Below are 24171 nucleotides of genomic sequence, written 5' to 3' on the forward strand. Positions count from 1 at the left end.
GGATGGCGCCCAATCACAAAAGTGTAATGCAGGATTGCCGTATCGTGCGATCTCAACGGTTCATCATGTTCCGACCAGTTTTGATGCGGCCAGCCGTGTCGCGAGCGTCGGAATACCGTCCCCCTATTGGAGAACACGATGCAATTCCTCGACGATTCGCTGCACCCCGAGAACCAGGACAAGGTTGTCATCACGACCGCTCCGTATGGCCCGGAATGGATGCCCGAGGACTTCCCGGAAGACATTCCGGTGACGATGGAGGAGCAGATCCAGAAGGCCGTCGATTGCTACAACGCCGGCGCGACCGTCCTGCACCTGCACGTGCGTGAACTGGATGGCAAGGGCTCCAAGCGCCTGTCGAAATTCAACGAACTCATCGCGGGTGTGCGCGCGGCCGTGCCGGACATGATCATCCAGGTGGGCGGCTCGATCTCGTTTGCACCGGAAGACGACGGCCAGGCCGCGAAGTGGCTGTCCGACGACACGCGTCACATGCTGGCCGATCTCGACCCGAAGCCCGATCAGGTGACGGTCGCGATCAACACCACGCAGATGAACATCATGGAGTTGCTCTATCCGGAATACCTGGAAGGCACGTCGCTGGCCAATCCCGCGCTCATGGCTGCCTACAGTGAAATGACGGTGCCCGCGGGTCCGGGCTGGGTTGAGGAACACCTGCGACGCCTGCAGGCATCGGGCATCCAGCCGCACTTCCAGCTCACCGGTATCCATGCGCTCGAAACGCTCGACCGCCTGGTGCGCAAGGGCGTCTACAAGGGGCCGCTGAACCTGACGTGGATCGGCATCGGCGGCGGCTTTGACGGTCCGAACCCGCACAACTTCTTCAACTTCGTCCACCGTGCGCCGGACGGTGGCACGGTCACGGCCGAGTCGTTGCTGAAGAACGTCCTGCCGTTCAACATGATGGCGATGGCCATGGGCCTGCACCCGCGCTGCGGCATCGAAGACACGATCATCGACCAGCACGGCAACCGCATGACCTCGGTGCAGCAGATCGAGCAGTGCGTGCGCGTGGCCCGCGAACTGGGCCGCGAGATCGCAAGCGGCAAGGAAGCGCGCGAGATCTACAAGATCGGCGTGCAGTACGAGACGGTCGACGAGACACTCGCGGCCAACGGCATGGCACCGAACCGGAAGGCAGGCGTTAAGAACCTGCCGCTGCGCGCGGCCTAAGGGATTGGAGCGCGGCTGACGCTTCGCGGAGGTCGGGTTTCAAAGGTAGGGCTCTCCGGTATGCAGGAGAGGGTTGCACGCTATCCATAAAGGCCGCTTTGCCCTGCAAGGCAAAGGCGGCCGCCAACGAGCTGGACACGAAGGAGACGACTCATGTTCACGCATGCTGAGCCCACGACGGCCGATGTTTCGACGACGCAAAAAGACGTGCGCGCGTATGCGTGGGTGGTATTTGCCCTGACGGTGGGGTTGCTGCTCTCCGACTACATGTCGCGGCAGGTGTTGAATGCGGTGTTCCCGATGCTCAAGGCCGCATGGAACCTTTCCGACACCCGGCTGGGTTCGCTGAGCAGTGTGGTCGCGCTGATGGTCGGCGTGCTCACCTTTCCGCTGTCGGTGCTCGCCGACCGCTGGGGTCGCGTGAAGAGCATTGTCCTGATGGCGGCGATGTGGAGTCTCGCGACGCTCGGGTGTGCGCTCTCGACGAACTATAACGAAATGCTGCTCGCGCGCGCCTTCGTCGGTATTGGTGAAGCCGCCTATGGCAGTGTCGGCATCGCGGTTGTGCTCAGCATCTTTCCGGCGCGGCTGCGCTCCACGCTCACCGCCGCGTTCATGGCGGGAGGGGCGTTCGGTTCAGTGCTGGGCATGGCGCTCGGGGGTACGGTCGCGGCTCACCTGGGCTGGCGCGCGGCGTTCGGCGCAATGGCGGCCTTGGGGATCGTGCTGCTGATTCTCTACCGGTTTGCCGTCACCGAAAAACAGCTGGCGCGGCTTCAGCCTGCAAGTGTGAGCAGGCAAGCGCAGGGCCACGGTGTGCGCATGAGCTTTCGCACGCTGATGAAAGGGCTCTTTTCGACGAAGTCAGTCGTGTGCGCCTACGTCGGCAGCGGTATCCATCTGCTGGTCCCAGCAGCCGTATGGGCATGGATGCCCAGCTTCCTGAACCGCTACTACGGCATGTCCACAGGCAAAGCGGCAATGAGCGCGGCAGTGTTCGTGTTGGCGACCGCGTTCGGCATGGTGGTGTGCGGAGTGCTGACCGACCGGCTCAGCAAGCATGAGCGGGAAAGGAAGTGGAGCACCGCCGTCGCCTTCTGCCTGATCTGCTTCGTGTTGCTTACGATCGGTTTCCGGATGCCGGCGGGTCCGGCACAGCTCGTCGTGATTGGCGCCGGCATGTTCTTCAGCGCAGGCGCGACCGGCCCCTCGGGTGCGATGGTGGCGAACCTCACGCCGCCGTCGATCCATGCGTCGGCGTTTGCCACCCTGACGCTGGCGAACAATCTGCTGGGGCTGGCACCCGCTGCCGTCCTGACGGGCATCGTGGCCGACCGGATCGGGCTGCTCGGCGCGTTGCAACTCGTACCGTTTGCACCTCTCGCCGCGGCAATCGCCTTCTTCATCGGCAAGCGGAACTATGGCGTCGACCTCGATCGTTTGAGTGCCCTTCGTGAACAGGCCGGGGGCTGACCCGACGGTCACCCGCGAGCTTTAGACCTGGCAAGTGCGCCTGAGAGCAGAACGGGCCACCCCTTCACAGGCCAAATAAATTTGCAGTTCGAGTAATGAATAGGAGATTTGACATGGCGAAGGCAGTGCGTTTCCATGAAACCGGCGGTCCCGAAGTTTTGCGCTACGAAAACGTTGAAGTGGGCGACCCCGGCCCCGGACAGGTTCGCTTGCGCCATGAGGCAGTGGGCCTGAATTTCGCCGACACCTACTTCCGCACTGGCCTGTACCCCGTGCCGCTGCCTGCGGGCATGGGTGTCGAGGCTGCAGGTGTGGTCGAGGCAATCGGTTCCGACGTGACCAACGTCGCAGTCGGCGATCGCGTGACCTACACGGGCTTTCTCAACACACTCGGCGCCTACAGCACTGAACGCCTGGTCCCGGCGGCGCCGCTCATCAAGCTGCCGGATGCGATCTCCTGCGAAACGGCTGCCGGCATGACGATGCGAGGCCTGACCTCGTCGTACCTGATGCGCCGCATTCATGACTTCAGGGCGGGCGACACCATCCTGCTGCATGCCGCGGCCGGCGGTGTCGGCCTGATTGTGTCGCAATGGGCGAAGCTGCTGGGTCTCACCGTGATCGGCACGGTATCGAACGAGGTCAAGGGCGAGGTGGCCCGTGCACATGGCTGCGATCACATCGTCTACTACAGCCGGGAGGACGTCGCGAAGCGCGTGCGCGAACTGACCAACGGCGTGGGCGTGGACGTCGTGTTCGACAGCGTCGGCAAGGATACCTTCGAGGCGTCGCTCGATTCGCTCAGGCGCCGTGGGCTGATGGTCTGCGTCGGCACGGCGTCCGGGCCGATCCCGCCGTTCAATCCACAGATTCTGGCCATGAAGGGCTCGCTCTACCTGACGCGCCCCGCGCTGGCGGACTATATCGCCGACCCCGCCGAGAAGGACGAACTCGCCGGCGAACTCTTCGGGCATGTCGCCGCGGGCCGCATCAAGATCGAACTCAACCAGCGTTACGCGCTCGAGGACGCGGCGCAGGCCCACCGCGACCTCGAAACGCGCAAGACGACCGGCTCATCGGTCTTCGTCATCTGAGGAGTGGGCCATGCGAGTCGAACAATTGACGTGTGCCATCGGTGCCGAACTGGTCGGCGTGAATCTCGCCGATGCCATCCACGATGACAGCCTGTTTGCCGGAATCCGGGCGGCGCTGCTTGAGCACAGGGTGCTGTTCCTGCGCGATCAGAATATCTCGCGCGCCGAGCACGTCGCATTCGCTCGCCGTTTCGGCGCGCTCGAAGACCATCCCGTCGCCGGCAGCGATCCCGAACATCCGGGCCTCGTGCGCATCTACAAGAACCCGGATCAGCCCAACGACCGGTATGAAAACGCGTGGCACGCGGATGCCACCTGGCGCGAGGCGCCGCAGTTCGGCGCTGTCCTGCGCTGCGTGGAGTGCCCGCCGGTCGGCGGCGACACGATGTGGGCAAACATGGTCCTCGCCTACGCGAACCTGCCAGACCACATCAAGACCCAGATCGCAGACCTGCGCGCCCGCCACAGCATCGAGGCGAGCTTCGGTGCTGCGATGCCGATCGAAAAACGGCTCGCTCTTAAGGCGCAATTCCCGGACGCGGAGCATCCGGTCGTGCGTACGCACCCGGAGACCGGTGAGAAGGTGTTGTTCGTGAGCGCCTTTACCACCCATTTCACCAATTACCACACGCCGGCGCGCGTGCGCTTCGGGCAGGACGCCAATCCGGGTGCGGGTGACCTGCTGCGCTATCTCATCAGTCAGGCCTACATTCCGGAGTACCAGGTCCGCTGGCGTTGGAAACCCAACAGCATCGCGATCTGGGACAACCGCAGCACGCAGCACTATGCAGTGATGGACTACCCGCCGTGTCACCGCAAGATGGAGCGCGCCGGAATTATTGGTGACAAGCCGTACTGATCAGGATGGAAACCGTTTCATGACTCTCGATATGACACCAACCATCCTGATGGTGCCGGGCTTGCGCGACCACGTCGCAGAGCATTGGCAAACGCTGCTGGAGCAAAAGTTGCCCAAGACGGTCTCGGTGCCGCCGCTCGAGCACGACAAACTCAGTTGCGCGGCACGCGTCGCGGCGCTCGATGCCGCCCTCGAGAAAATCGATGGCCCGGTGATCCTGGTCGCGCATAGCGCGGGCGTGATGATCACGGTGCATTGGGCCCAGCAGCACAGCCGCAAGATTCACGGTGCACTGCTCGCCGCTCCGGCCGACCTCGAGACGCCGCTGCCGCCAGGCTATCCGGCCTTCGATGCGCTCGCTCAGAATGGTTGGCAACCGATTCCACGAGAGCCGCTCCCGTTTCCGAGCATTGTCGGTGCGAGCCGCAACGATCCGCTCGCGCAGTTCGAGCGTACCGCGGCGATGGCGAAAGACTGGGGCAGTCGGTTCGTCGACCTCGGCGAAGTCGGTCACCTGAATCCAGCGGCAGGGTTTGGTGAATGGCCGATGGCGGAGGCGCTGATCCATGAACTTGAATGATCAGAAGCCACTCTCGCCGAGGTGATTGTCAGAGCTATGCTGTTGGCAGTCCGAAGATAAAGGAGCAGGCAATGTCACGTCAGATACCGGTTGGGGTGGTCGATGAACTCGCGCCAGGTCAGCGCAAGCTGGCTTTCGTCGATGGCCGCAGCATTGTTCTGTTCAACATTGATGGCACGATCCACGCAATCGACAACGCGTGTCCCCACAACGGGGCCTCGGTCGCAAGCGGTCAGCTTGAAGGGTGCGTGCTGCGCTGCCCGGCGCACGGTCTGCGTTTCGACCTGCGAACCGGCTGCATGCCGGGCGCAGGCGGGTTGAGCCTGACGACTTTCCCGGTTCGGGTCGTCGACGGGAAGCTGGTCGTGAGTCTTGAGGATCCGGTCACCAGTTCCGTGCAGGCACCGGTGTGCAATTCGGCACCGTGATCCGGGCCGCGCGGGAACATACAGCCATTCAGGGGAACAAGGATGCAAGGTTTGATGATGCAACAGCCGCTACTGGTCGCTTCGCTGCTCACGCATGCTGAACGCCATCATGGCGAACAGGAAATCGTGTCGCGACGGGTCGAAGGTGACATTCACCGGTATCGGTACCGGGATCTTGCGCAACGCGCGCGCCGCATGGCAAACGCCCTGGCAGGCCTCGGCATCAAGCCGGGAGAGCGGGTAGGGACGCTGGCGTGGAATGGCTACCGGCACATGGAGCTGTACTTCGCGGTATCGGGGGCCGGGTCCGTGTTGCATACGCTCAATCCGCGGCTCCACGTCGACCAGCTCGCGTACATCATCGAACATGCGGAAGATCGCGTTGTGTTCTTTGATCTCACGTTTCTACCGCTGATCGAGAGCGTCGCGCCACGGGTCAAGAGCCCGAAGGTCTTCGTTGCAATGACCGATCGCGCGCACATGCCGCGAGACCATGGCCTGTCGGCGATGCCGCTGTGCTACGAAGATCTCGTCGACGGTCAAAGCGACGCTTTCGACTGGCCGCTGCTGGACGAAAACAGCGCGTCATCGCTGTGCTACACGTCCGGGACGACCGGCAATCCGAAGGGAGTGCTATACAGCCACCGCTCGACCCTGTTGCACACTTACGCGGCGGCGCTGCCGGATTCGCTGAACTGTTCGGCGCGCGATGTGATCCTCCCGGTCGTGCCGATGTTCCATGTGAACGCGTGGGGACTGCCGTATATCGCCTGCATGGTGGGTGCAAAGCTGGTGTTTCCGGGGCCGGCGCTGGACGGCAAGTCGCTCCATGAACTGATCGAGGGCGAACAGGTCACGCTGTCGGCCGGCGTACCGACAGTCTGGCAGGGACTGCTTGCGCATGTCGACGCGACCACGGGTTCGTTTTCGTCGATGAAGCGCACGATTATCGGCGGCGCTCCCTGCCCGACAGCGATGACGACGGCGTTCCAGGAGCGCCATCGCGTCGAGGTCGTGCATGCATGGGGCATGACGGAATTGAGCCCGGTTGGCACCGTCTGCAGTTTCAAGGCACATCAGGTTTCTCTGGACGTGGAAGAGCGCTACGCCCTTCAGGCGAAGCAGGGGCGCCCGGTGTTTGGCATCGACATGAAAATCGTCGACCTGGAAGGCAAGGCGCTGCCGTGGGACAGTACTGCAACTGGCGACCTTCTCGTGCGCGGTCATTGGGTCGCGCGGGAGTATTTCGGCAGTGACGACACACCGCCGCTGCGCGACGGCTGGTTCCCGACCGGCGATGTGGCCAGGATCGATCCCGACGGCTTCATGCAGATTACGGATCGCAGCAAGGACGTCATCAAGTCCGGCGGCGAATGGATCAGTTCGACCGATATCGAAAACGTCGCGTACCTGCACCCCGAAGTCACGACGGCGGTATGCATCGCCGCGCGGCATCCGAAGTGGGATGAGCGGCCGCTGCTCCTGATCGTGAAGAAACCCGGTAGCGTGCTCGCCGCGGACGAACTGCTCACGTTCTTTGACGCCCGGGTTGCGAAGTGGTGGAAGCCGGACGCCGTGGTGTTCGTCGACTCGGTGCCGCTCGGTGCAACGGGCAAGGTGCTCAAGAACCAGTTACGGAATCAGTTCGGCGATTACTACCTGTCGGCCTGAGACACCGACGTGGCAGCAACACAGTTTCATTCGAGCAACAAGCGATAAGCTGCCGGGTCCACCCGGCGCACCCAAAACCAGGAGGAGACACAATGAAATTGAAGTCAGGCAGCCTGGCAGTGCTGATAGTTTTTTCAGCATCAGCCCATGCCCAGTCGTCGGTTACGCTCTACGGCGTACTCGACAATGGATTCCTGTATCAGAGCACCTCGACCGCAACGTTCCTGCCGACTGCGCATAACCAGGGGCATGTCTATCAACTCAAGGACGGCGGCATCTATGCCAGCTACTGGGGCCTGAAGGGAAGCGAAGATATTGGCGGCGGCTACAAGATCAACTTCAAGCTGCAAGGCACGTTCAACACCACGAACGGCAAGTTCGGGCTGTCCGATACGCCGGGCACGACCGCAATCTTCAACCAGTATGCAACGATCGGGGCATCCGGGCCGTTTGGCACGTTCGACGCCGGCCGGCAGATCATCCCGATGATCTACGCGATGGCGGAAACCGACGTACGCGGCGCGCAGTATTTCGGCAGTATCCTGACTGCGTGGCTCGGCATCAATCAGGCGGCCGGCTGGCCCGGCACCAGCACGAATGCTCCGATCGGCGCCCTCTATGACAGCAATGCGCTGGTCTACAGTTCGCCAAAATTCTATGGCGCGTCGCTTGCGCTAGAGTATGCGCCGGGTGGCGTCGCGGGACAGTTCCAGGGCGGCACGCGTGAGTCGGCTGTGCTCAAGTATTCGAATTACGGTCTGAACCTGTCCGCTGTGTACTACAACGGACATGACACCAATCCGTTCCCGCTGACCTATCCGGCGGCGCCGGCTGCGCCTGCGACAGGCCAGAGCAATAACCGCTTCTACTATTTCGGCGCGATGTATACGATCAGCGGGTTTTCTATGTCCGCCTCGTACGGCATCGGCAAGAACCCGGCGAAGAGCAGCACCGTTGACTTCGAAATGGTGTCGGGTGGCCTCGGCTACCAATTCAATCCGCGCTTCAAGATCACGTCCGGCTACTACTACCTGAAGGACCGGAATCATTCAGCGAATCACTCGAGCGAAATCGCAGTGGGTGCCGAATACAACCTGTCCCCAAGGACCAAGGCGTACGCGCAAGTCGGCTATGTCGACAACAAGGGGACGATGAACCAGACGATCATCTATGGGGCTCCAGTTGCGCCGGGTGTCTCCACCACTGCGGCCATGGTCGGCATTCGCCATAGTTTCTGATTTCGTCACCTTTATGAACCGGAGTAATCCATGAAAACAATCAAGGCACTCGAGTTGTTGGTCGCTGCATGGTTCGTTGCAGCGTCCACGACGGCGTGGTCCCAGACCGGTGACGCAGCCAGTGCGCCGGCCAGTGCGCAAGGTGCGTCCGTGATGGCGGCATCGGGCGCTGTGGCTCCCGCGGGCAGGAAAGCGAACCGTGCCCTGCGCCGTAGGATTTATGCTGCCATCGGGAAGGACAAGGAAATTAGCGCCGGAGACATCAGTGTCATCGCGAAAGATGGCGCGGTGACACTGAATGGCACGGTCACGGAAGCTGCCCAGATCGGCAAGGCCGAGGCGATCGCCAGGGGCGTTCCTGGAGTGACGTCGGTGACCAACAAGCTGACGGTGAAGAAGCCGTTTGGCGGCATGTAAACTGCTGTAGTCAAGCACGGAGTACGGCGAGGCCGAAGACAACTGGCCACGCCGACATCTAGCCATCCGTGGCGACGCCCGATCAGGCGGCCTCAGGCAGCCACTGCTTCCTTGCGAGACAGTGGCCTCGCTATAAACGTCTCACGACGCGGCCGAAATGTAATCTCCCAAACGAGCCAGCATCGCATCGCACTTGTGCAATTGCTCGACGGTGACGAATTCGTCCGGCTTATGCCCCTGGTCCATGCTGCCGGGTCCGCAAACCACCGTTGGAATGCCCGCCTGATCGAAAAGCCCGCCCTCGGTGCCGAATGCAACCGTGCCGAACTCAATGGAACCGCTAAGCAGCGCCAAAAGACGCGCCGCTTCGCTGTCGGGCGGGGTGGCCAATCCCGGATAGGCGGAGAGCGGCTGAAGGCGGATGTCGGTGTCGGACTGCACTGCGCGCATCTTCGGCAGCAGTTCAGCCTCGGCGTAGGTCAGCAACTCGTCGGCTACCTGGTTTGCGTCGAAGCCTGGCAGCGCGCGCACTTCGAAGTCGAATTCGCATTCGGCCGGCACGATGTTGAGCGCACGGCCGCCTTTGATCACGCCCGTCTGCACGGTAGAGAAGGGCGGATCGAATCGCTCGTCGTGATGCTCGGGCTGCGCCAACTGCTCGCCGATCTCTTCAAGACGGCCGATCATCCGCGCCGCGTATTGAATGGCGTTGACGCCATACGGCGCGTAGGCCGAATGGCAAGGCGCGCCTTTCACCTGACAGCGCATCGCCAGCTTGCCCTTGTGGCCCAGCACCGGCTTAAGTTCGGTCGGCTCGCCGATCAGGCACAGGGCCGGCTTGTGCGCACGCCGCTCCAGTTCTGCCAGCATCGGCCGCACGCCGAGGCAGCCGACTTCCTCGTCGTACGAAAAAGCCAGGTGAACTGGCTGCTTCAGCTCGCGCTGGAGAAACCCGGGCACCGCCGCCAGCACCGAGGCGATGAAGCCCTTCATGTCGGCCGTGCCGCGGCCATACAGCCGCCCGTTGCGTTCGGTGAGACGGAATGGATCGACGGTCCACGCCTGACCATCGACAGGCACCACGTCGGTGTGGCCGGACAGCACGATGCCGCCGTGCTCACGTGGACCGATGGTCGCGAACAGATTCGCCTTGGTGCGCTCGGCGTTGTGGAACAGCTCGCTTTCGACACCGAGTTCCTCCAGGTAGAACCGAATGAATTCGATCATGTCCAGATTGGAGTCCCGGCTGACCGTGGCGAAGTCGATCAGCCGTTCGAGCAGCGCACGGCTGGATCTGTCATTCATTGCCGGGCACTCCGTAGCTGGGCGCGGCCGTCGGATTCAAGGCCCGGGTCAAGTAGTCCTGCATTTGCGGCCGATACGCCTGCCATAGAGTATCGAGCTGGCCGATGGGGTCGTCATCAATCCAATCGACGCGCAAATCGACGATCGGCCAGCTCACGTCACCCACGATCTTGAGCGCCGCCGAATGCACGGGGCCTGCTTCACCGCCGGCAGCTATTGCAGCATGCATGGCCGCGAGCAGGCGATCGGCAAGCGTGCCGGATGCCTGCTCGAACGCCGGAAGCATTGCCTCGATCACTTCGATGCCGGCGAGCATGTTGCCTGCGGCCACACACTGCTTGCCGGCGACAGCGTGATACGTGCCCAACGCTTCCTTGCCGCTGAAGAACGCCGTGCGCCCCTGGCCATCGATCACCGTCACCTGGCGGTACTCGCTCCACTCGCTCGTGCCGAGCACACGGTCCAATGCGGCGGTGGGGTCGAGTTGCCCGTTCTCCAGCAGATCGAGAATCTGTGGGCCGAGCGCGGGCAGGGTGACGTTCTGCGTCGCCACCGCGCCCACGCCTGCGCGCAACCATGGGCATCGAGCGCCCACCGCGATGCTGGACGAACTGATCGCGATGCCAAGCTGCCCGGATGCCGGACAGCGTCCGACGATAGAGAATGTCATGTCCCGCTCCTTAGGCTTTCGGCGGCGTCCATCCATCCGGAATGACCGCGATAACGTCGATTTCCATCAACCACTGCGGCTGACCCAACGCAACCACCACCAGGCCGGTCGAAATAGGAAACACGCCCTTCAACCACTTGCCGACTTCCTGGTAGACCGGCTCGCGGTAGCGGATGTCGGTCAGGAACGTCGTGGTCTTGACGATGTGAGACAGGTCGCTGCCCGCTTCTTCGAGCAACTGCTTGACGTTCTTCATCGCTTGCTCGGCCTGGGCGCGCGGATCGCCGATGCCGATCAGGCGGCCTTCGAAGTCCGTGCCCACCTGGCCGCGTACATAGACCGTGTTGCCGGCGCGCACGGCCTGACAGAGATCGTTGTCGAGCGTCTGGTTCGGATACGTATCCTTCGTGCTGAACATGCGGATACGGGTATGCGTAGGTTGGCTCATCAATGCACCTTAATGTAGGAAGAAATGGATTGCGGATTAAAGAGGCGTACGCATCAATTCACGCCCATCTCGCTGACTTTGTGGATGCGCGAATTGGCTGAGGTGTTTTCAACGCCTTCAACGCTTTCCTCGCGGCGGCTCGGTGCCTGGCCTTGCGAGTCATCGTAGTAGGCCAGGTATTTACGCTGCGTGACGATGTGATCGGCAATGTGCTTGGCGTCGTGCCACACGCCCCAGATGAATGCGGACCCTCGGCGCGATAGCCAGGGCAGACCGAGGAAATAGATGCCAGGCTCCTTCGATACGCCGCGTTGATGTTTCGGCTTGCCCTTTTCATCGAAGGCGTTCACGTTCAACCAACTGAAGTCGACTGCATATCCGGTCGCCCAGACAATCGACGTCACGCCGGCTTTCGCCAGATCGAGATCGTGCAACGGGTGCGTCACGCATTCCGGATCAGCGGGAATGACGCGGGCCTCAGGCTCTTCGGGAAGATCGAGGCCGTTACGCTCGGCGTACGCGTCGGCCGCGTCCAGCAGCGACAGATAGTTTTCGTCGCCACGCGCGATGTTCTCCGCGAGATCTGCTTCGAAGGTCACCACGCCGTCATTGAACGATTTCGTGAGGCCCACGAGCGTGATGCCCTGATTCGCGAGACGCCGGAAGTCCACCGTATGGCCGCCACGCGAACCGCTTACTGCAATGGTGACGTGCTCCCTGCCGGGCTTCATGACCTCCGCATCCCATTCGCCGAGCACGCCGAGCCACCAGCAGAAGTCGCGGCCGCGATAGGCGCGTGGTGGACGATCGTGCGCCCCGACCGAGAGATAGACGCGCTTGCCCGCACGTTGCAACTCGTCCGCGATTTGCACGCCTGACGATCCGGCCCCCACCACCAATACACCCCCTTCGGGCAATTGGGCGGGATTGCGATAGTCAGCGGAATGAATCTGCGTAAGGCTCGAATCTTGCGGCGCGATTGGCGGAATGACGGGGCGCTGAAAGGGCCCCGTGGCGACTACCACGCGATTCGCCTCGATCGTGCCCTCAGAGGTTTCGATGGTGAAACCCTGACGCCCCGCATTGCGCACAACCTTCTTCACTTCCACACCGGTGCGGATCGGCGCTTCAAACTTCTCCGCATAGGCGACGAAATAGTCCGCGACCTGTTCCTTCGACGCGAAGGCGTTGGGGTCAAAGTCGGCGAACTCGAGATTGGGGAAACGATCGTGCCATGCGGGGCCATTGGCAACCAGCGAATCCCAGCGTCCCGTGCGCCAGCGCTCGGCGATACGAGCGCGTTCCAGCACGAGATGCGGCACGCCAAGCTTGCTCAAATGTTCGCTCATGGCGACGCCGGCCTGACCGGCGCCGACTACGAGCGTGTCGATTGACGTTGTTTCCACTGTCATAGCTGTGTCCTTCCGAAAAGGCGGAATGTTTCGATTCGATCGCGGCGTCACGGCATCGCGGCCTTCGAGCGCTCGCGATCGTGGCGGACCCGGTAGTGTTTCCCGACAGCGCGTTACCGCCCAGTCCGTTCGTCTTTCCTGAAAATCTACGCGTCCGTTCAGAATCTGAAAAATATATTTAAAAAATGCATAGCATCGGATTTGCCTATGCAAGCCTTTTTGACAGCTTCACAATGCCGCCAATTGAGGACTTTGAAAACGGAGCGTTGTCGATGGAGAGTCAGCCGTTGCGCTACTCGTTGCGCCAGTTGCGCTATTTCGTGGTCACCGCGGAAGCACTGTCTTTCACTGCCGCCGCGAAGCGTCTGCACATCTCGCAGCCGTCGATCTCGACGGCGCTCGCGGACCTCGAAGTGTCGTTCGGTGTACAACTCTTCATACGGCATCACGCGAGCGGCCTCTCGCTCACGCAAGCCGGTCGCGATCTGCTCGGACAAGCGCGCAATCTGCTGAAGATTGCGGAAGAATTGCAGACGACCGCGAAGGAAATGGACGGCGGCATGACGGGTGTCATCACGCTCGGTTGCCTCGTCTCGCTTGCGCCGCCGCTCATGCCGCGGCTGATCAGCCGATTCGTCGACGAGCACGCAGGTATCTCGTTTCGCACTGTCGAGGCGCATCAGGATGGCCTCTTGCGCGGCCTGCACGACGGCTCGCTCGACATTGCGCTCACCTACAGCCTCGATTTGACAGAGGAGATCGCTTTTACGCCGCTGCTCTCGCTGCCGCCCTATGCAATCCTGCCGAGGACGCATCGTCTGGCACGCGCGCGCAAGGTATCGCTCGCGGACCTCTTGCCCGAGCCCTACGTGATGCTCGACTTGCCGCACAGCCGCGAGTATTTCGCCGCGCTCTTCGATGCGGTGGGCAGCCGCCCCGTGCCTGCGTTCCGCTCGTCGCAGCCGGAAGTCGTGCGCGGCATGGTGGCCAACGGTCTCGGCTATAGCCTCCTGAACTTTCCGCTCAAATCGACTCGCACCGTGGATGGCGAAGAGTTCGTCATTAAGCGTTTCAAAGACAACGTCAACGCAACGATGCTCGGCATCGCGCAATCGCGCACAATGAAGCCGCGCCAGGTCGTCCATCGCTTCACGTCATTCTGCGAAACCTATATACGGCGCCTGCATATCGACGCATGATCAGGAAAGCGCGATCGTCTGCTTTAAGCCTGCGCGCGTTGCATAGGCAAAAGCTTTGCTTTGTATCTAAAAACAATATTTTGCCTTGCAATTTGGCTTGATAGATTGGTGTCCATGTTGAGCGCTACGCCGCAAAGCCTCGCGTTACCGCGCTCTCACCGTGACGAATCAAGGGGGACACCATGGCCAACCCGGCAAGGACGATCGCAGTGCAAGCGCTGGTCGACGAACTTCAGACGGGTTGCGAACGGCCATTCAGCGATGCGCATGCGATGCCGCCCGGTGTCTATACGTCGCCCGAATTCCTCACGCTGGAAGAGCGCGCTATCTTCGAGCGCGAATGGCAATGCGTCGGCCGCGCCAGTGCGCTCAAAGTGCCCGGCGATTACATGACGACTCGACTTGGAGCCCAACCGATCGTCGTATTGCGCGACGAGCAGATGCAGCTCAAGGCGATGTCGAACGTGTGCCTGCATCGCATGTCGGTGCTGCTCGAAGGACGCGGCAACTTGCGCCGCATCGTCTGCCCCTATCACGCCTGGAACTATTCGCTGGACGGCGCGCTGCAAGGCGCGCCGCTCATGGATCGGCAAGAGGGCTTCTGCAAGGAAAGCTACAAACTGCCCGCCGTGCGCTGCGAAGAATGGCAAGGCTGGATCTACGTGACACTCGACGAAAACGCGCCGCCCGTTCACGCGCAGCTCGCCAAACTGAACGAGCTCATCGGTGCGTACGGCATGTCGGACTACATCGAAACTTTCTATGAAGAGCACGTGTGGGACACGAACTGGAAGATCCTCGCGGAAAACTTCATGGAAAGCTATCACCTGCCCATGCTGCATCGCGCAACGGTAGGACCGCATTCGCGGCTCGATGAAATGGAATGCCCGCCGGGCTATCCAGCCTTCAACTATCATTGGATCACGAAGGAAGCGTCCTTGCCCATCGGTAACGCGCATCCGGACAATACGCGCCTCACGGGACATTGGCGCAAGACCACAGCGCTGCTCGCGATCTACCCGACGCATCTCGTCACGCTCACGCCGGGTTACTTCTGGTATCTCGTGCTGCAGCCTCAAGGGGTGGACCGCGTGCATATCCGCTTCGGCGGCGGGCTTGCGCCGGAGTTCGTCGCGGATACCGAGGCCAACGCGCACATGACGACGTTGAAGAAGCTGCTTGACGACGTGAACGCGGAAGATAAACGCGGCGTGGAAGCCGTCTTTCGCGGCGTACACGCGCCGCTCGCGAAACCCGGCCACTTGAGCTATCTCGAACGTCCCAACTACGACTTCGCACGCTACGTCGCTAGCAAAATCGTCGCGACGCAAATCGGCACGCATTGATCAAGACGCACCATCGACAGGACGCGATTACGATGTCAAACCCTTCCTTCATTTCGTTCTCGGGCGTGAGCAAGTCGTATGACGGCGCGCAATACGTCGTCGATGACTTGAACCTCGACGTGAGCAAGGGAGAATTCCTGTCGCTGCTGGGGCCGTCCGGTTCGGGCAAGACGACGACGCTCATGATGCTTGCGGGATTCGAATCGCCCACGCGCGGCGAGATACGCCTCGACGGACGGCGGCTCGACGACAAGCCTCCGCATCAGCGCGACATCGGCATGGTGTTTCAGAACTACGCGCTCTTTCCCCATCTGACGATTGCGGAGAATGTCGCGTTTCCGCTTTCCGTGCGGCGCGTAAGCCGCGCCGAGCAGAAGACGCGCGTGAAGCGCGCGCTCGAGATGGTCGAACTGCCGCATCTGGCGAACCGGCGTCCCGCGCAGCTCTCCGGCGGACAGCAGCAGCGCGTGGCGCTCGCGCGCGCGCTCGTGTTCGAGCCGAGCGTCGTGCTGATGGATGAGCCGCTCGGTGCGCTCGACAAGCGCCTGCGCGAAACCATGCAGTACGAAATCATGCGCCTGCATCGCGAGCTGTCGCTCACGATCGTCTACGTGACGCACGATCAGGCCGAAGCGCTGACCATGTCGGATCGCGTCGCCGTGTTCTCCGATGGCCGTATTCAGCAAGCCGCCACGCCTAGCGAACTCTACGAGAACGCGCAGAACGCCTTCGTCGCCAATTTCGTCGGCGAAAACAACGGGCTGACCGGGCGCGTCGTCAATGCGAACGAGGAGTGGGCGACGCTCGCGCTCTCGGACGGCAGCGTCATTCGTGGCCGTTGCGAACCCGGTCTGAGCACGGGCGACGAAGCGATGCTCGCGCTGCGCCCCGAGCGCGCACATATCCCGAGCGCCGAAGGCGTGCACGTCGATGAACACAGCAACGTGGTGCGCGCACGCGTCGAGGAACTGGTGTATTGCGGCGATCATCATCGCGTGCACCTCGCGCTCGGTTCGCGCGATTCGTTTGTCGTGAAAGTGCCCAATACGCAGCGCCATGCGCTGCCTTCGCCCGGCAGCACGATCGAGATCGCATGGCGCCACGACGACTGCAAGATTCTCGCGATGAGCGTGCCACGCAGCGCGCCCGTGATCCCCGCATCCACCCCGCTCTCACCTTCCATCATCACGACCGCACCAGCAGGAGCCAACTGACATGCGCACTCTCATCAAAGCACAAAGCGCCGCACTCGCCGTACTCGCATTCGCTACAATGACCGTCCAGGCGGCGGAGACGCTTTCCGTCGTGACCTTCGGCGGCGCGTACGAAGCGGCGGCCAAGAAGGCCTATTTCGAACCGTTCACGCAAGCCACCGGCATTGGCTTCTCGACCGAATCGTATGACGGCGGCCTCGCGAAGCTCTCCGCGATGGAGCAGGCGAAGAACACCACGTGGGACCTGATCGACCTCGAAACGAACGATGCGATCACCGCCTGCGACGAAGGACTGCTGCAGAAGTTCGACAAGAAGACGCTCGGCAAGACGAGCGACTTCATCCCCGGCACGATCAGCGATTGCGCGGTTGCGAGCATGGTCTGGTCCACGGTCTATGCGTACGACACGAGCAAGCTGAAGACCGCGCCGACCACCGTCAACGACTTTTTCGATCTGCAGAAATTCCCCGGTAAGCGCGGCCTGCGCAAGTCGCCGAAGGTAACGATGGAATGGGCGCTGATTGCGGACGGCGTCGATCCGAAGGATGTCTACAAGGTGCTCGCTACGCCCGCCGGCGTGGATCGCGCCTTCAAAAAGCTCGACACGATCAAGCAGAACATCGTGTGGTGGGAATCGGGTGCCCAGGCGCCGCAGTTGCTCGCAGACGGCGCGGTCGTGATGACGCAGGCCTACAACGGCCGCATTTCCGACGCCGCGAAGAAGGACAACAAGCCATTCAAGACCGTCTGGGACGCACAAGTTTACGACTTCGACTGGTGGGCCGTTCCGACGGGTGCGAAGCACGCCGACGCCGCCGCGAAATTCATCGTCTCCGCTTCGCAGCCGAAGGCGTATGCGGATCTGTCGAAGTACATCGCGTATGCGCCGCCGCGCAAGGATGCAATCGCGCTTGTCGACAAGCAACGCCTTGCCGATCTGCCGACCGCACCCGAGAACTTCAAGCGCGCCTTGCAGATCAACGCGAACTTCTGGGCCGACAACGCGGACCAGATCAATAAGCGCTTCCAGGTGTGGCTGACGCAGTAACACGATCGTCCAACGAGAGCCCAACGTGACTACCCACATGCCCGCTTCGGCCCGAGCCACGGCCCCGGGCTCTCCGACGAGAGCCGACGGCCGCGCGTCGTTTCAAAAGGCGCGCCGCCGTGCGTCGGTGCAGGCGCTTTTGCTCGCGCTCCCGCTGATCGTGTTTCTGCTTTCGACGTTCATCGCGCCGATCGCGCTCCTGCTCGCGCGCAGCGTGGAGAACCACGAAGTGCCCGACAGCATGCCCGCGCTCACGCGCGCGCTCGATGCATGGGACGGGCAGGGCGTGCCGGACGAGCGCACGTTCGCGCTGCTCGCTGCGGGGCTCAGGGAGGCGCAGCAAAGCGGACAGCTCGGCACTGTCGCGCGGCGGCTGAACTTCGATCAGGCCGAGTTCCGTAGCCTGTTGATGCGCACCGCGCGCCAGTTGCCCCCTGATGCGCCGCCGGCGTGGAAACCGGCGCTCGTCGAACTCGACGCACGCTGGAATTCGCCGGAGATCTGGCGCTTGCTGAAGCGCGCCGCCACGTCGCCGACGCCGGACTATCTGCTCGCGGCCGTCGATGCGCAAGTGACGCCGCAAGGTTCAGTTGCGTTCGTGCCGGACAACGCTTCGATCTATCGACAAGCGTTCGTGCGCACGATCTCGATCAGCGCCACGGTCACGCTGCTGTGCCTCGTGCTCGGCTATCCGGTCGCATGGCTGCTCGCGAATTTGCCCGCGAAAAGCAGCAACCGCCTGATGCTCTTTGTGATCGTACCGTTCTGGACCTCGGTGCTCGTTCGCACAACCGCCTGGTACGTTTTGCTGCAACCGGGTGGTGTCATCAACAGCCTGCTGATGGGGCTCGGTCTCACCACCCATCCACTGCCGCTCATCTTCAACCGCGCGGGTGTGCTCATCGGTATGACGCATGTGCTTTTGCCCTACATGATTCTCGCGATCTACTCGGTGATGAAGAGCGTATCGCCCGTGTATGTGCGGGCCGCTCAATCGCTAGGGGCGCACCCGTTCGTCGCGTTTGTGCGAATCTACATGCCGCAGACGCTGCCGGGCGTGGGGGCGGGCTGCTTCCTCGTGTTCGTGCTCGCGCTTGGCTACTACATCACGCCCGCGCTGCTCGGCGGCGCAGGCGACGAGATGATCAGTCAGCTCATCGCGATCCAGACCAACACGCAACTCAACTGGGGCCTTGCCGGTGCGCTCTCGGCCTATCTCGTGATCTTTACGGCGGTCTTCTATTTCCTGTTCAACCGCATTGTCGGCATCGACCGTTTGCGCTTTGGTTGAGACTCGGTTGACACATGCGGATACGACGAGGGAACGATATGCCAGATAAACGCAACACGGTGCTGACGGAACGCGTCGCCGGGCGCTGGGTGCGGCTGCATACAGCGCTTGTGCTGTTCTTCCTGATTGCGCCGATTCTCGCGATCATCCCGCTTTCGTTCAACTCGGGCTCGTACTTCTCCTACCCGTTGCAGGGCTTTTCGCTGCGCTGGTATGAGCAGGCGCTCACGAGCGCGGCCTGGCAACGATCGCTCCTGAACAGCATCGGCATCGGCGCGGCGTCGACGCTGATCGCCACGTGTCTCGGCACGCTCGCCGCGCTGGGCATTTCGCGCGCGCAGTTTCCGCTGCGCTCGCTGATCATGCCGATCATCATCTCGCCGATGATCGTGCCGATTGTCGTCGTCGCGGCTGGCTTCTATCTGATCTTCGCGCCGCTCGGCCTGGTGAACTCGTATCCCGGCGTGGTGCTGGCGCATGCGGCGCTCGGCACGCCATTCGTCGTGATCACCGTGACGGCGTCACTGCTTTCGTTCGATCAGAGTCTGTTGCGCGCCGCTTCCGGGCTCGGCGCGACGCCTTGGATCACATTCAGACGAGTAACCTTGCCGCTCATCACACCGGCGGTCGCGACCGGCAGCGTCTTCGCTTTCGCGACCTCGTTCGACGAAGTCATCGTCATTCTGTTCATCGGCGGCCCGGATCAAACAACCGTGCCTCGGCAGATGTGGAGCGGGATTCGCGACTCGATCGACCCGTCGATTCTCGCCGTGGCGACGATGCTGATCGTGTTTGCCGTGCTGCTCTTCGCGAGTATTAACTGGCTGCGTGGCCGTGCGGCCGCCGCCAGTAACGCTCTTATTTGACGCATCGAGGCCACCTGGGGCATGCAACCCGTCGGTGTGCCGCAAGCCGCTGCCTGGAAGAGGGCAGGGAGAAAAACAAAAGACCGCTGTCCGTGAGGGCAGCGGTCTTTCTTACGATGGGTGGCGAACGAGGGACTCGAACTATTGGCCGGCCGGCGACACTACGCTCGGAGTCGCCAGCGTGTTGTGACTCCCAGGAAGGTTGGTGCGGGACGTCGAGCTATTGCTCGTGCTATTCGGCATGCCCGAGTTCGGCGACGCGGCGCTCATGCCGCTGTCCGAATTGGTGGCGCCAGGCGTGCCGTAGCCGCTCGTTGTATTGGCTGGCGACGCGGCGGCCGGCGACACTACACTCGGGGTTGCCAGCGTGTTGTTGGCCTGTGCATAAGCGCCTCCCGACAGCGTGAGTGCGGCGACGGCCGCGATTAATGTGCTGGTTGTCTTCTTCATGACCGGTTCCTCCTTGTTTTGGCTGGAATTCCGACGCAAACGATCCATTCGTATTTTTCCATAGCGGTCGTTGCACGCCTGGCTCGTGGCGATCAAACAAACTCGCGCGACCGTTCGCAGTGGCGCACGTGACGCGAACCACAGATCGCCGCTCAGGGCCATAGCAGGTGGTACGAAGTTTAGGAAAGCGGCCGCTGATAATTAAGCGCATTATTCGCAAGGATGAATTTCGATTTTTGGAATTGCCTCTAATGGGTCCTGCCCCTCAATCTGCTCGCTAATGCCTTACTGCCTTACGTCAGAGGGCGTGATCGTTGAGCCGTGACAGCCCGCAATCGCGCGCTTGGTACCCGAATCCGTTGAAGGCCGGCTCCCTGGCGCAACGGATCGACTTCGTTGCTGGGCGGCATGAAACTCCGCGCCTGTCCAAGTCAATACCACATACGTTTCACTGCCGCACCCAATGCTAACTCCCGTCGTGCTGCAAATATTTGTGGGCGAACGCGATCGCCATGCTGCCTTCGCCGACCGCTGAAGCGACGCGCTTGACCGGGCTCAATCTCACATCCCCACAGGCAAACACGCCAGGAACACTCGATTCGAGGAGGTAGGGATCCCGGCTATAGGACCAGCGTCCCGCCTTGACGACGTCGTCGCCAGTGAGAACGTATCCGCGCACATCGCGTGCGATTTCTTCCGGCAACCACTCCGTCTCAGCATCGGCGCCAATGAAAACGAACAATGCGCCACAGTCGTGTCGACGCACCTCTGCGCTCAACCCATCGCGTACGTCAATCGCTGTCAGATGGGTATCGCCGTGTGCACCGACTACTTCCGATCGCAGTTGCACCCCTACGTTTGATTTCCCTCGAAGCTGCTCGACGAGGTAGCGAGACATGCTCTTCTCCAGCGAATCGCCTCGCAGGACAAGCGTTACCATGCGCGCATGATTGGCAAAGTACAACGCTGCCTGGCCGGCCGAGTTTCCACCACCGATCAGATAGACGTCGAGGCCGTGAGTAGCGTTCGCTTCGCTGCGTGACGCGCCGTAGTAAATACCTTTACCGATAAACCGGTCGAAGCCGTCAATCACGAGGCGGCGCCACGTGACGCCAGTCGCGAGAATGATCGTTCGCGCCCGGATGACGTCGCCTCCGTCGAGGTGAACGCTACGGCCGGCGACATCGATTCGAGCGACCGACCGTGTCACCAGAATCTCTGCACCGAGCCGCCTTGCCTGCTGCAGTGCACGGCTCGCCAGTTCGTCGCCCGACACGCCGTTGGGGAAGCCGAGGTAATTCTCAATACGCGAGGAGGTCCCGGCCTGCCCACCTGGCGCTTCGCGCTCCAGCACCACAGTACGCAAGCCTTCCGACGCACCGTACACTGCCGCAGCGAGACCGGCCGGCCCGCCACCAATGATCATCGTGTCGTATTCGGCGAGGCGAGGCTGTGTCTGCAGACCCAGCAACTCCGCAAGCTCTCGTGTCGTAGGTCGGCTCAGCACCGTCCCGTCGACCAGTCGCAATGCCGGGCAATCCTGCTCTGGCGGACAGGTTCCAGGCCAGCGCGTGGTCACTTCGGGCGCATCCGGTGTCATCCAGTCGTAGCTGATCTGGTTGCGGGCGAGGAACTGGCGCAATGCGGTACAAGCGGTGTCCCAGCGACTTCCAATCATGGTCACGCGGATCTTGGGCGGCTCGGCGGAGAGGCCCTGCAGTCCACCAATGCGCTCGCGCGCAAGGGCGCCCATCTTGACCGCAATTTCCGGCGACGCGGCAGCGAGTGTGTAGTAACGCTGGGCGTCCACGCGCATGACACGCGACGGCTCCGCGGCCCGATAGGCACCAGGAAACGGCGAACTCAGCGCGAGCGGCACTTCGCCAAAGATGGTTCCGGGCAGACGCCAGCCCAGCGTGCGTTCGATACCGTCGAACGTCTTGATGACTTCCATCTTGCCGGACACAACGGCGTACAGTGCGCGCTCTCCACCTTCATGGACCGCGAACTCACCCGCGCACAGATGCAGGTCTGCGCACGTGTGCGCGAGATGCTCCAGTTCGTTGTCGGGGAGTGTTGAGAACAGTGGAATCGCCCGGATGTCGTCGATTGTCAGCATGGCTTCGTCCAAACAGGCAATTGAGGTGAAGCTCGGTCCACTTGGTTTCACGTCGCCTGCCTGGCCAAAAGAACATGCGCAAGCAGACGGCTCAGCCCTGGCGTTCGATCCGAGGCGGGCACAACGCCGTTAGTCTCCCGCACCGAGCGCACCAAAACCGTTCGAATAGTTATGCGAACGCATACCACAGCTACGCGATAGACAGCAGGCAGACCAAGCCAGTATATGACTTTCGGATGCGAACGTTTATTCGCTGGAGCCAGTTCCCCGGTCGCACATCTTCAACCTCGCGAGGCCTCGACCGGCAGCAGGCGACCCGTTTGAGACACCCGGACGCGATTGGCGACGGACTGCAATCGGGTCGATATGGATCATCTACCCACATCGCTTCAACTGCTGTTCGTCGACCATTGCGGCCAGCAGCCGGTGCGCTGGCCGTCGACGGTCGATGGCTGCACCAGTGAGTCAACCCGGTATTTGAATGCCCATTAACGTTACACCGGAGGCGGGAAACGACGGTGCTGGTGGCTGTGGCGGGGTCATAACAGCGGTTGTTGGCACTGGAAGAGGCTTGAGCGAGGGATCCGGCAATTAGCTGGGACACTACACGCGCCAGCGCACATACCACATCTTCATGTCAATACGATGATTGTCGTTACCGGCCGTCGAGCGCTTCGCCGCGTAGCCGGGCACTAGCGATGCTTGCGATGCGGCGGCGTGATAGCGGCTGCGGCCGAATGAAGTTATGTCGATTGCCGCACGTAGGGGAGCAAAGACAAATGAACGTCATCGATACGTGGGCCATCGCGTCCATAAATAAACTGGCCATTCATTCTCAAGGCTTCACCCATGTAGTCGAAGCAGTCGTGAACGCGTACTTGCCGAAGGGCGTCGTGTTGGTTGCACTGCTGTGGTGGGTCTGGTTCAGGCGCGAACGTGCGGAAGGAGCTGACGGCGAGGCCGTCCGGCGACGCCAGCGCGAACTCGTCGTGATCGCCATCGTGAGCGGCCTCATCGCGCTGGCGGCCGGCCGCCTGCTTGCGCACTACCTGCCGTTTCGCCTGCGGCCGATGTATGAACCGGCATTGCGCGCGTTCTTTCCTGAGGCCAACGTGGACGAGCCGGTGCTTCGCACGTGGAGTTCGTTTCCGAGCGATCACGCCATGCTCTGGTGCGCGGTCGCTATGGGTATTTTCTTGGCCTCGCGGCCCGTGGGGATCTACGCGCTGTTGCACGCGGTGGTGCTGATCGGCCTGCCGCGTATTTATCTCGGCGTGCACTACCCGACGGACGTGCTGGCCGGTGCAGCGCTCGGCATCGGCATCACATACGTGATGAGCGCCAGGGCGATACGCACGCGCATCGCAGCACCGATGCTGGCGTTCGCGCAGCGCTATCCCGGCTTGTTTTGTGGCGCCGCGTTCGTGCTTAGTTTCGAGTTGGCGACCCAGTTCCAGGAGCTGCGCGTGTTGGCGCACGGCCTGATACATGGGATGTAGTTGGTCGGAAGGTGTGGAGAGGGAGCGCTCATCGCCCCCTACTGGATACGCTCGCACGCATGGCGTGGCATCTGATCGGTGGAGGACGGCGTTCAAAGCTGGATCGCCTGCTCGCGGCTTGTAGGGCCGCAACGGCCGCCGAGCGGGTGTCCTTTTGCCGATGGAGAACGTCCGAATTGCGGTAGAACCGCGGACATTCGTTGCCAGCAAGCGAATGTCGGTAACTGGCCGAGGCCGTGTGAAAACGCCCATTTGGTTCTGCGTCTGGTCTGCGCTCCTGGTGTAGACGAACCATTCGCCCGTACGAGGATCGAGAGCGAGCAAGTTTCATCCCTGAGGTTCACAAAGGA

Annotated in this window: 22 protein-coding genes; 16 read left to right on the top strand and 6 right to left on the bottom strand. The window is 61.9% G+C overall.

Annotated elements, in window-relative coordinates; all coding sequences use genetic code 11:
• Positions 1-138: 138 nt before the first annotated feature.
• From P3T25_RS40795 to P3T25_RS40835, 9 genes are all read left to right on the top strand, one after another.
• Positions 139-1194: a 3-keto-5-aminohexanoate cleavage protein gene (locus P3T25_RS40795; protein ID WP_266238673.1), complete on the top strand. Its 1056-nt coding sequence runs from the start codon at positions 139-141 to the stop codon at positions 1192-1194.
• A gap of 153 nt (positions 1195-1347) precedes the next feature.
• Positions 1348-2667: an MFS transporter gene (locus P3T25_RS40800; protein ID WP_171926705.1), complete on the top strand. Its 1320-nt coding sequence runs from the start codon at positions 1348-1350 to the stop codon at positions 2665-2667.
• A gap of 113 nt (positions 2668-2780) precedes the next feature.
• Complete coding sequence (locus P3T25_RS40805) at positions 2781-3761, top strand: quinone oxidoreductase family protein (RefSeq protein ID WP_266238674.1); 981 nt, start codon at positions 2781-2783, stop codon at positions 3759-3761.
• Between the two features lie 10 nt (positions 3762-3771).
• Positions 3772-4620, top strand: coding sequence for a TauD/TfdA dioxygenase family protein (locus tag P3T25_RS40810; RefSeq protein ID WP_154566722.1), 849 nt, complete (start codon positions 3772-3774; stop codon positions 4618-4620).
• 19 nt (positions 4621-4639) lie between these two features.
• Positions 4640-5200 (top strand): RBBP9/YdeN family alpha/beta hydrolase, encoded by a 561-nt coding sequence (locus P3T25_RS40815; RefSeq protein WP_266238675.1) that lies wholly within the window; start codon positions 4640-4642, stop codon positions 5198-5200.
• Positions 5201-5271: 71 nt separating this feature from the next.
• Positions 5272-5628, top strand: a complete 357-nt coding sequence (locus tag P3T25_RS40820; RefSeq protein ID WP_154566724.1) for a Rieske (2Fe-2S) protein — start codon at positions 5272-5274, stop codon at positions 5626-5628.
• A 42-nt stretch (positions 5629-5670) separates the two neighbouring features.
• Entirely contained in the window at positions 5671-7299 is a 1629-nt protein-coding gene (locus P3T25_RS40825) for a 3-(methylthio)propionyl-CoA ligase (protein WP_266238676.1), read from the top strand.
• Between the two features lie 92 nt (positions 7300-7391).
• On the top strand, positions 7392-8537 hold the full coding sequence (locus P3T25_RS40830; protein WP_266238677.1) for a porin: 1146 nt from the start codon (positions 7392-7394) through the stop codon (positions 8535-8537).
• A 30-nt stretch (positions 8538-8567) separates the two neighbouring features.
• Positions 8568-8954 carry a BON domain-containing protein gene (locus P3T25_RS40835; protein ID WP_154566727.1) on the top strand — a complete coding sequence of 129 codons (387 nt, stop codon included), beginning with the start codon at positions 8568-8570 and terminating at the stop codon, positions 8952-8954.
• A gap of 141 nt (positions 8955-9095) precedes the next feature.
• Here P3T25_RS40835 and argE read toward each other — a convergent pair whose 3' ends face one another.
• From argE to P3T25_RS40855, 4 genes are read right to left on the bottom strand one after another with little or no spacing between them, the layout of a single operon-like run.
• The gene (gene argE, locus P3T25_RS40840) at positions 9096-10259 is read right to left on the bottom strand and encodes an acetylornithine deacetylase (RefSeq protein WP_154566728.1); all 1164 of its coding nucleotides are present in this window, start codon (positions 10257-10259) and stop codon (positions 9096-9098) included.
• Positions 10252-10929: a DUF1028 domain-containing protein gene (locus P3T25_RS40845; protein ID WP_154566729.1), complete on the bottom strand. Its 678-nt coding sequence runs from the start codon at positions 10927-10929 to the stop codon at positions 10252-10254. Before P3T25_RS40845 ends, argE begins: the two co-directional genes overlap by 8 nt.
• A 10-nt stretch (positions 10930-10939) precedes the next feature.
• Positions 10940-11377 carry a RidA family protein gene (locus P3T25_RS40850; protein WP_154566730.1) on the bottom strand — a complete coding sequence of 146 codons (438 nt, stop codon included), beginning with the start codon at positions 11375-11377 and terminating at the stop codon, positions 10940-10942.
• Positions 11378-11430: 53 nt separating this feature from the next.
• Positions 11431-12789, bottom strand: a complete 1359-nt coding sequence (locus P3T25_RS40855) for a flavin-containing monooxygenase (protein WP_154566731.1) — start codon at positions 12787-12789, stop codon at positions 11431-11433.
• 272 nt (positions 12790-13061) lie between these two features.
• Here P3T25_RS40855 and P3T25_RS40860 point away from each other — a divergent pair, with 272 nt between their 5' ends.
• From P3T25_RS40860 to P3T25_RS40885, 6 genes are all read left to right on the top strand, one after another.
• Positions 13062-13988: a LysR family transcriptional regulator gene (locus tag P3T25_RS40860; RefSeq protein WP_097394262.1), complete on the top strand. Its 927-nt coding sequence runs from the start codon at positions 13062-13064 to the stop codon at positions 13986-13988.
• 182 nt (positions 13989-14170) lie between these two features.
• Positions 14171-15334, top strand: coding sequence for an SRPBCC family protein (locus P3T25_RS40865; protein ID WP_266238678.1), 1164 nt, complete (start codon positions 14171-14173; stop codon positions 15332-15334).
• 32 nt (positions 15335-15366) lie between these two features.
• Positions 15367-16548 carry an ABC transporter ATP-binding protein gene (locus P3T25_RS40870; protein WP_266238679.1) on the top strand — a complete coding sequence of 394 codons (1182 nt, stop codon included), beginning with the start codon at positions 15367-15369 and terminating at the stop codon, positions 16546-16548.
• Position 16549: 1 nt separating this feature from the next.
• Positions 16550-17596 carry an ABC transporter substrate-binding protein gene (locus P3T25_RS40875; RefSeq protein WP_266238680.1) on the top strand — a complete coding sequence of 349 codons (1047 nt, stop codon included), beginning with the start codon at positions 16550-16552 and terminating at the stop codon, positions 17594-17596.
• A gap of 37 nt (positions 17597-17633) precedes the next feature.
• The gene (locus P3T25_RS40880) at positions 17634-18887 is read left to right on the top strand and encodes an ABC transporter permease (RefSeq protein WP_429362927.1); all 1254 of its coding nucleotides are present in this window, start codon (positions 17634-17636) and stop codon (positions 18885-18887) included.
• A 38-nt stretch (positions 18888-18925) separates the two neighbouring features.
• Positions 18926-19753 (top strand): ABC transporter permease, encoded by an 828-nt coding sequence (locus P3T25_RS40885; protein ID WP_154566734.1) that lies wholly within the window; start codon positions 18926-18928, stop codon positions 19751-19753.
• A gap of 141 nt (positions 19754-19894) precedes the next feature.
• Here the strand turns inward: P3T25_RS40885 and P3T25_RS40890 are convergent, their stop codons facing one another.
• The gene (locus tag P3T25_RS40890) at positions 19895-20203 is read right to left on the bottom strand and encodes a hypothetical protein (RefSeq protein ID WP_429362911.1); all 309 of its coding nucleotides are present in this window, start codon (positions 20201-20203) and stop codon (positions 19895-19897) included.
• Between the two features lie 466 nt (positions 20204-20669).
• Positions 20670-22322 carry an FAD-dependent oxidoreductase gene (locus tag P3T25_RS40895; protein ID WP_266238682.1) on the bottom strand — a complete coding sequence of 551 codons (1653 nt, stop codon included), beginning with the start codon at positions 22320-22322 and terminating at the stop codon, positions 20670-20672.
• 779 nt (positions 22323-23101) lie between these two features.
• On the opposite strand from P3T25_RS40895, the gene P3T25_RS40900 reads away from it, so the two are divergent.
• The gene (locus P3T25_RS40900) at positions 23102-23821 is read left to right on the top strand and encodes a phosphatase PAP2 family protein (protein ID WP_266238683.1); all 720 of its coding nucleotides are present in this window, start codon (positions 23102-23104) and stop codon (positions 23819-23821) included.
• Positions 23822-24171: the final 350 nt, after the last annotated feature.

This window comes from Paraburkholderia sp. GAS32, from assembly GCF_050434225.1.
GTDB classification, from domain to species: domain Bacteria; phylum Pseudomonadota; class Gammaproteobacteria; order Burkholderiales; family Burkholderiaceae; genus Paraburkholderia; species Paraburkholderia madseniana.

What these genes read in the sequence shown, in the direction of transcription:
- P3T25_RS40895 (WP_266238682.1), bottom strand. Translation starts at nt 22,322, where the DNA reads ATGCTGACAATCGACGACATCCGGGCGATTCCACTGTTCTCAACACTC.
- P3T25_RS40850 (WP_154566730.1), bottom strand. Translation starts at nt 11,377, where the DNA reads ATGAGCCAACCTACGCATACCCGTATCCGCATGTTCAGCACGAAGGAT.
- P3T25_RS40825 (WP_266238676.1), top strand. Translation starts at nt 5,671, where the DNA reads ATGCAAGGTTTGATGATGCAACAGCCGCTACTGGTCGCTTCGCTGCTC.
- P3T25_RS40805 (WP_266238674.1), top strand. Translation starts at nt 2,781, where the DNA reads ATGGCGAAGGCAGTGCGTTTCCATGAAACCGGCGGTCCCGAAGTTTTG.
- P3T25_RS40810 (WP_154566722.1), top strand. Translation starts at nt 3,772, where the DNA reads ATGCGAGTCGAACAATTGACGTGTGCCATCGGTGCCGAACTGGTCGGC.
- P3T25_RS40855 (WP_154566731.1), bottom strand. Translation starts at nt 12,789, where the DNA reads ATGACAGTGGAAACAACGTCAATCGACACGCTCGTAGTCGGCGCCGGT.
- argE (WP_154566728.1), bottom strand. Translation starts at nt 10,259, where the DNA reads ATGAATGACAGATCCAGCCGTGCGCTGCTCGAACGGCTGATCGACTTC.
- P3T25_RS40845 (WP_154566729.1), bottom strand. Translation starts at nt 10,929, where the DNA reads ATGACATTCTCTATCGTCGGACGCTGTCCGGCATCCGGGCAGCTTGGC.
- P3T25_RS40815 (WP_266238675.1), top strand. Translation starts at nt 4,640, where the DNA reads ATGACTCTCGATATGACACCAACCATCCTGATGGTGCCGGGCTTGCGC.
- P3T25_RS40860 (WP_097394262.1), top strand. Translation starts at nt 13,062, where the DNA reads ATGGAGAGTCAGCCGTTGCGCTACTCGTTGCGCCAGTTGCGCTATTTC.
- P3T25_RS40870 (WP_266238679.1), top strand. Translation starts at nt 15,367, where the DNA reads ATGTCAAACCCTTCCTTCATTTCGTTCTCGGGCGTGAGCAAGTCGTAT.
- P3T25_RS40900 (WP_266238683.1), top strand. Translation starts at nt 23,102, where the DNA reads ATGAACGTCATCGATACGTGGGCCATCGCGTCCATAAATAAACTGGCC.
- P3T25_RS40820 (WP_154566724.1), top strand. Translation starts at nt 5,272, where the DNA reads ATGTCACGTCAGATACCGGTTGGGGTGGTCGATGAACTCGCGCCAGGT.
- P3T25_RS40880 (WP_429362927.1), top strand. Translation starts at nt 17,634, where the DNA reads ATGCCCGCTTCGGCCCGAGCCACGGCCCCGGGCTCTCCGACGAGAGCC.
- P3T25_RS40890 (WP_429362911.1), bottom strand. Translation starts at nt 20,203, where the DNA reads ATGAAGAAGACAACCAGCACATTAATCGCGGCCGTCGCCGCACTCACG.
- P3T25_RS40795 (WP_266238673.1), top strand. Translation starts at nt 139, where the DNA reads ATGCAATTCCTCGACGATTCGCTGCACCCCGAGAACCAGGACAAGGTT.
- P3T25_RS40800 (WP_171926705.1), top strand. Translation starts at nt 1,348, where the DNA reads ATGTTCACGCATGCTGAGCCCACGACGGCCGATGTTTCGACGACGCAA.
- P3T25_RS40830 (WP_266238677.1), top strand. Translation starts at nt 7,392, where the DNA reads ATGAAATTGAAGTCAGGCAGCCTGGCAGTGCTGATAGTTTTTTCAGCA.
- P3T25_RS40835 (WP_154566727.1), top strand. Translation starts at nt 8,568, where the DNA reads ATGAAAACAATCAAGGCACTCGAGTTGTTGGTCGCTGCATGGTTCGTT.
- P3T25_RS40875 (WP_266238680.1), top strand. Translation starts at nt 16,550, where the DNA reads ATGCGCACTCTCATCAAAGCACAAAGCGCCGCACTCGCCGTACTCGCA.
- P3T25_RS40885 (WP_154566734.1), top strand. Translation starts at nt 18,926, where the DNA reads ATGCCAGATAAACGCAACACGGTGCTGACGGAACGCGTCGCCGGGCGC.
- P3T25_RS40865 (WP_266238678.1), top strand. Translation starts at nt 14,171, where the DNA reads ATGGCCAACCCGGCAAGGACGATCGCAGTGCAAGCGCTGGTCGACGAA.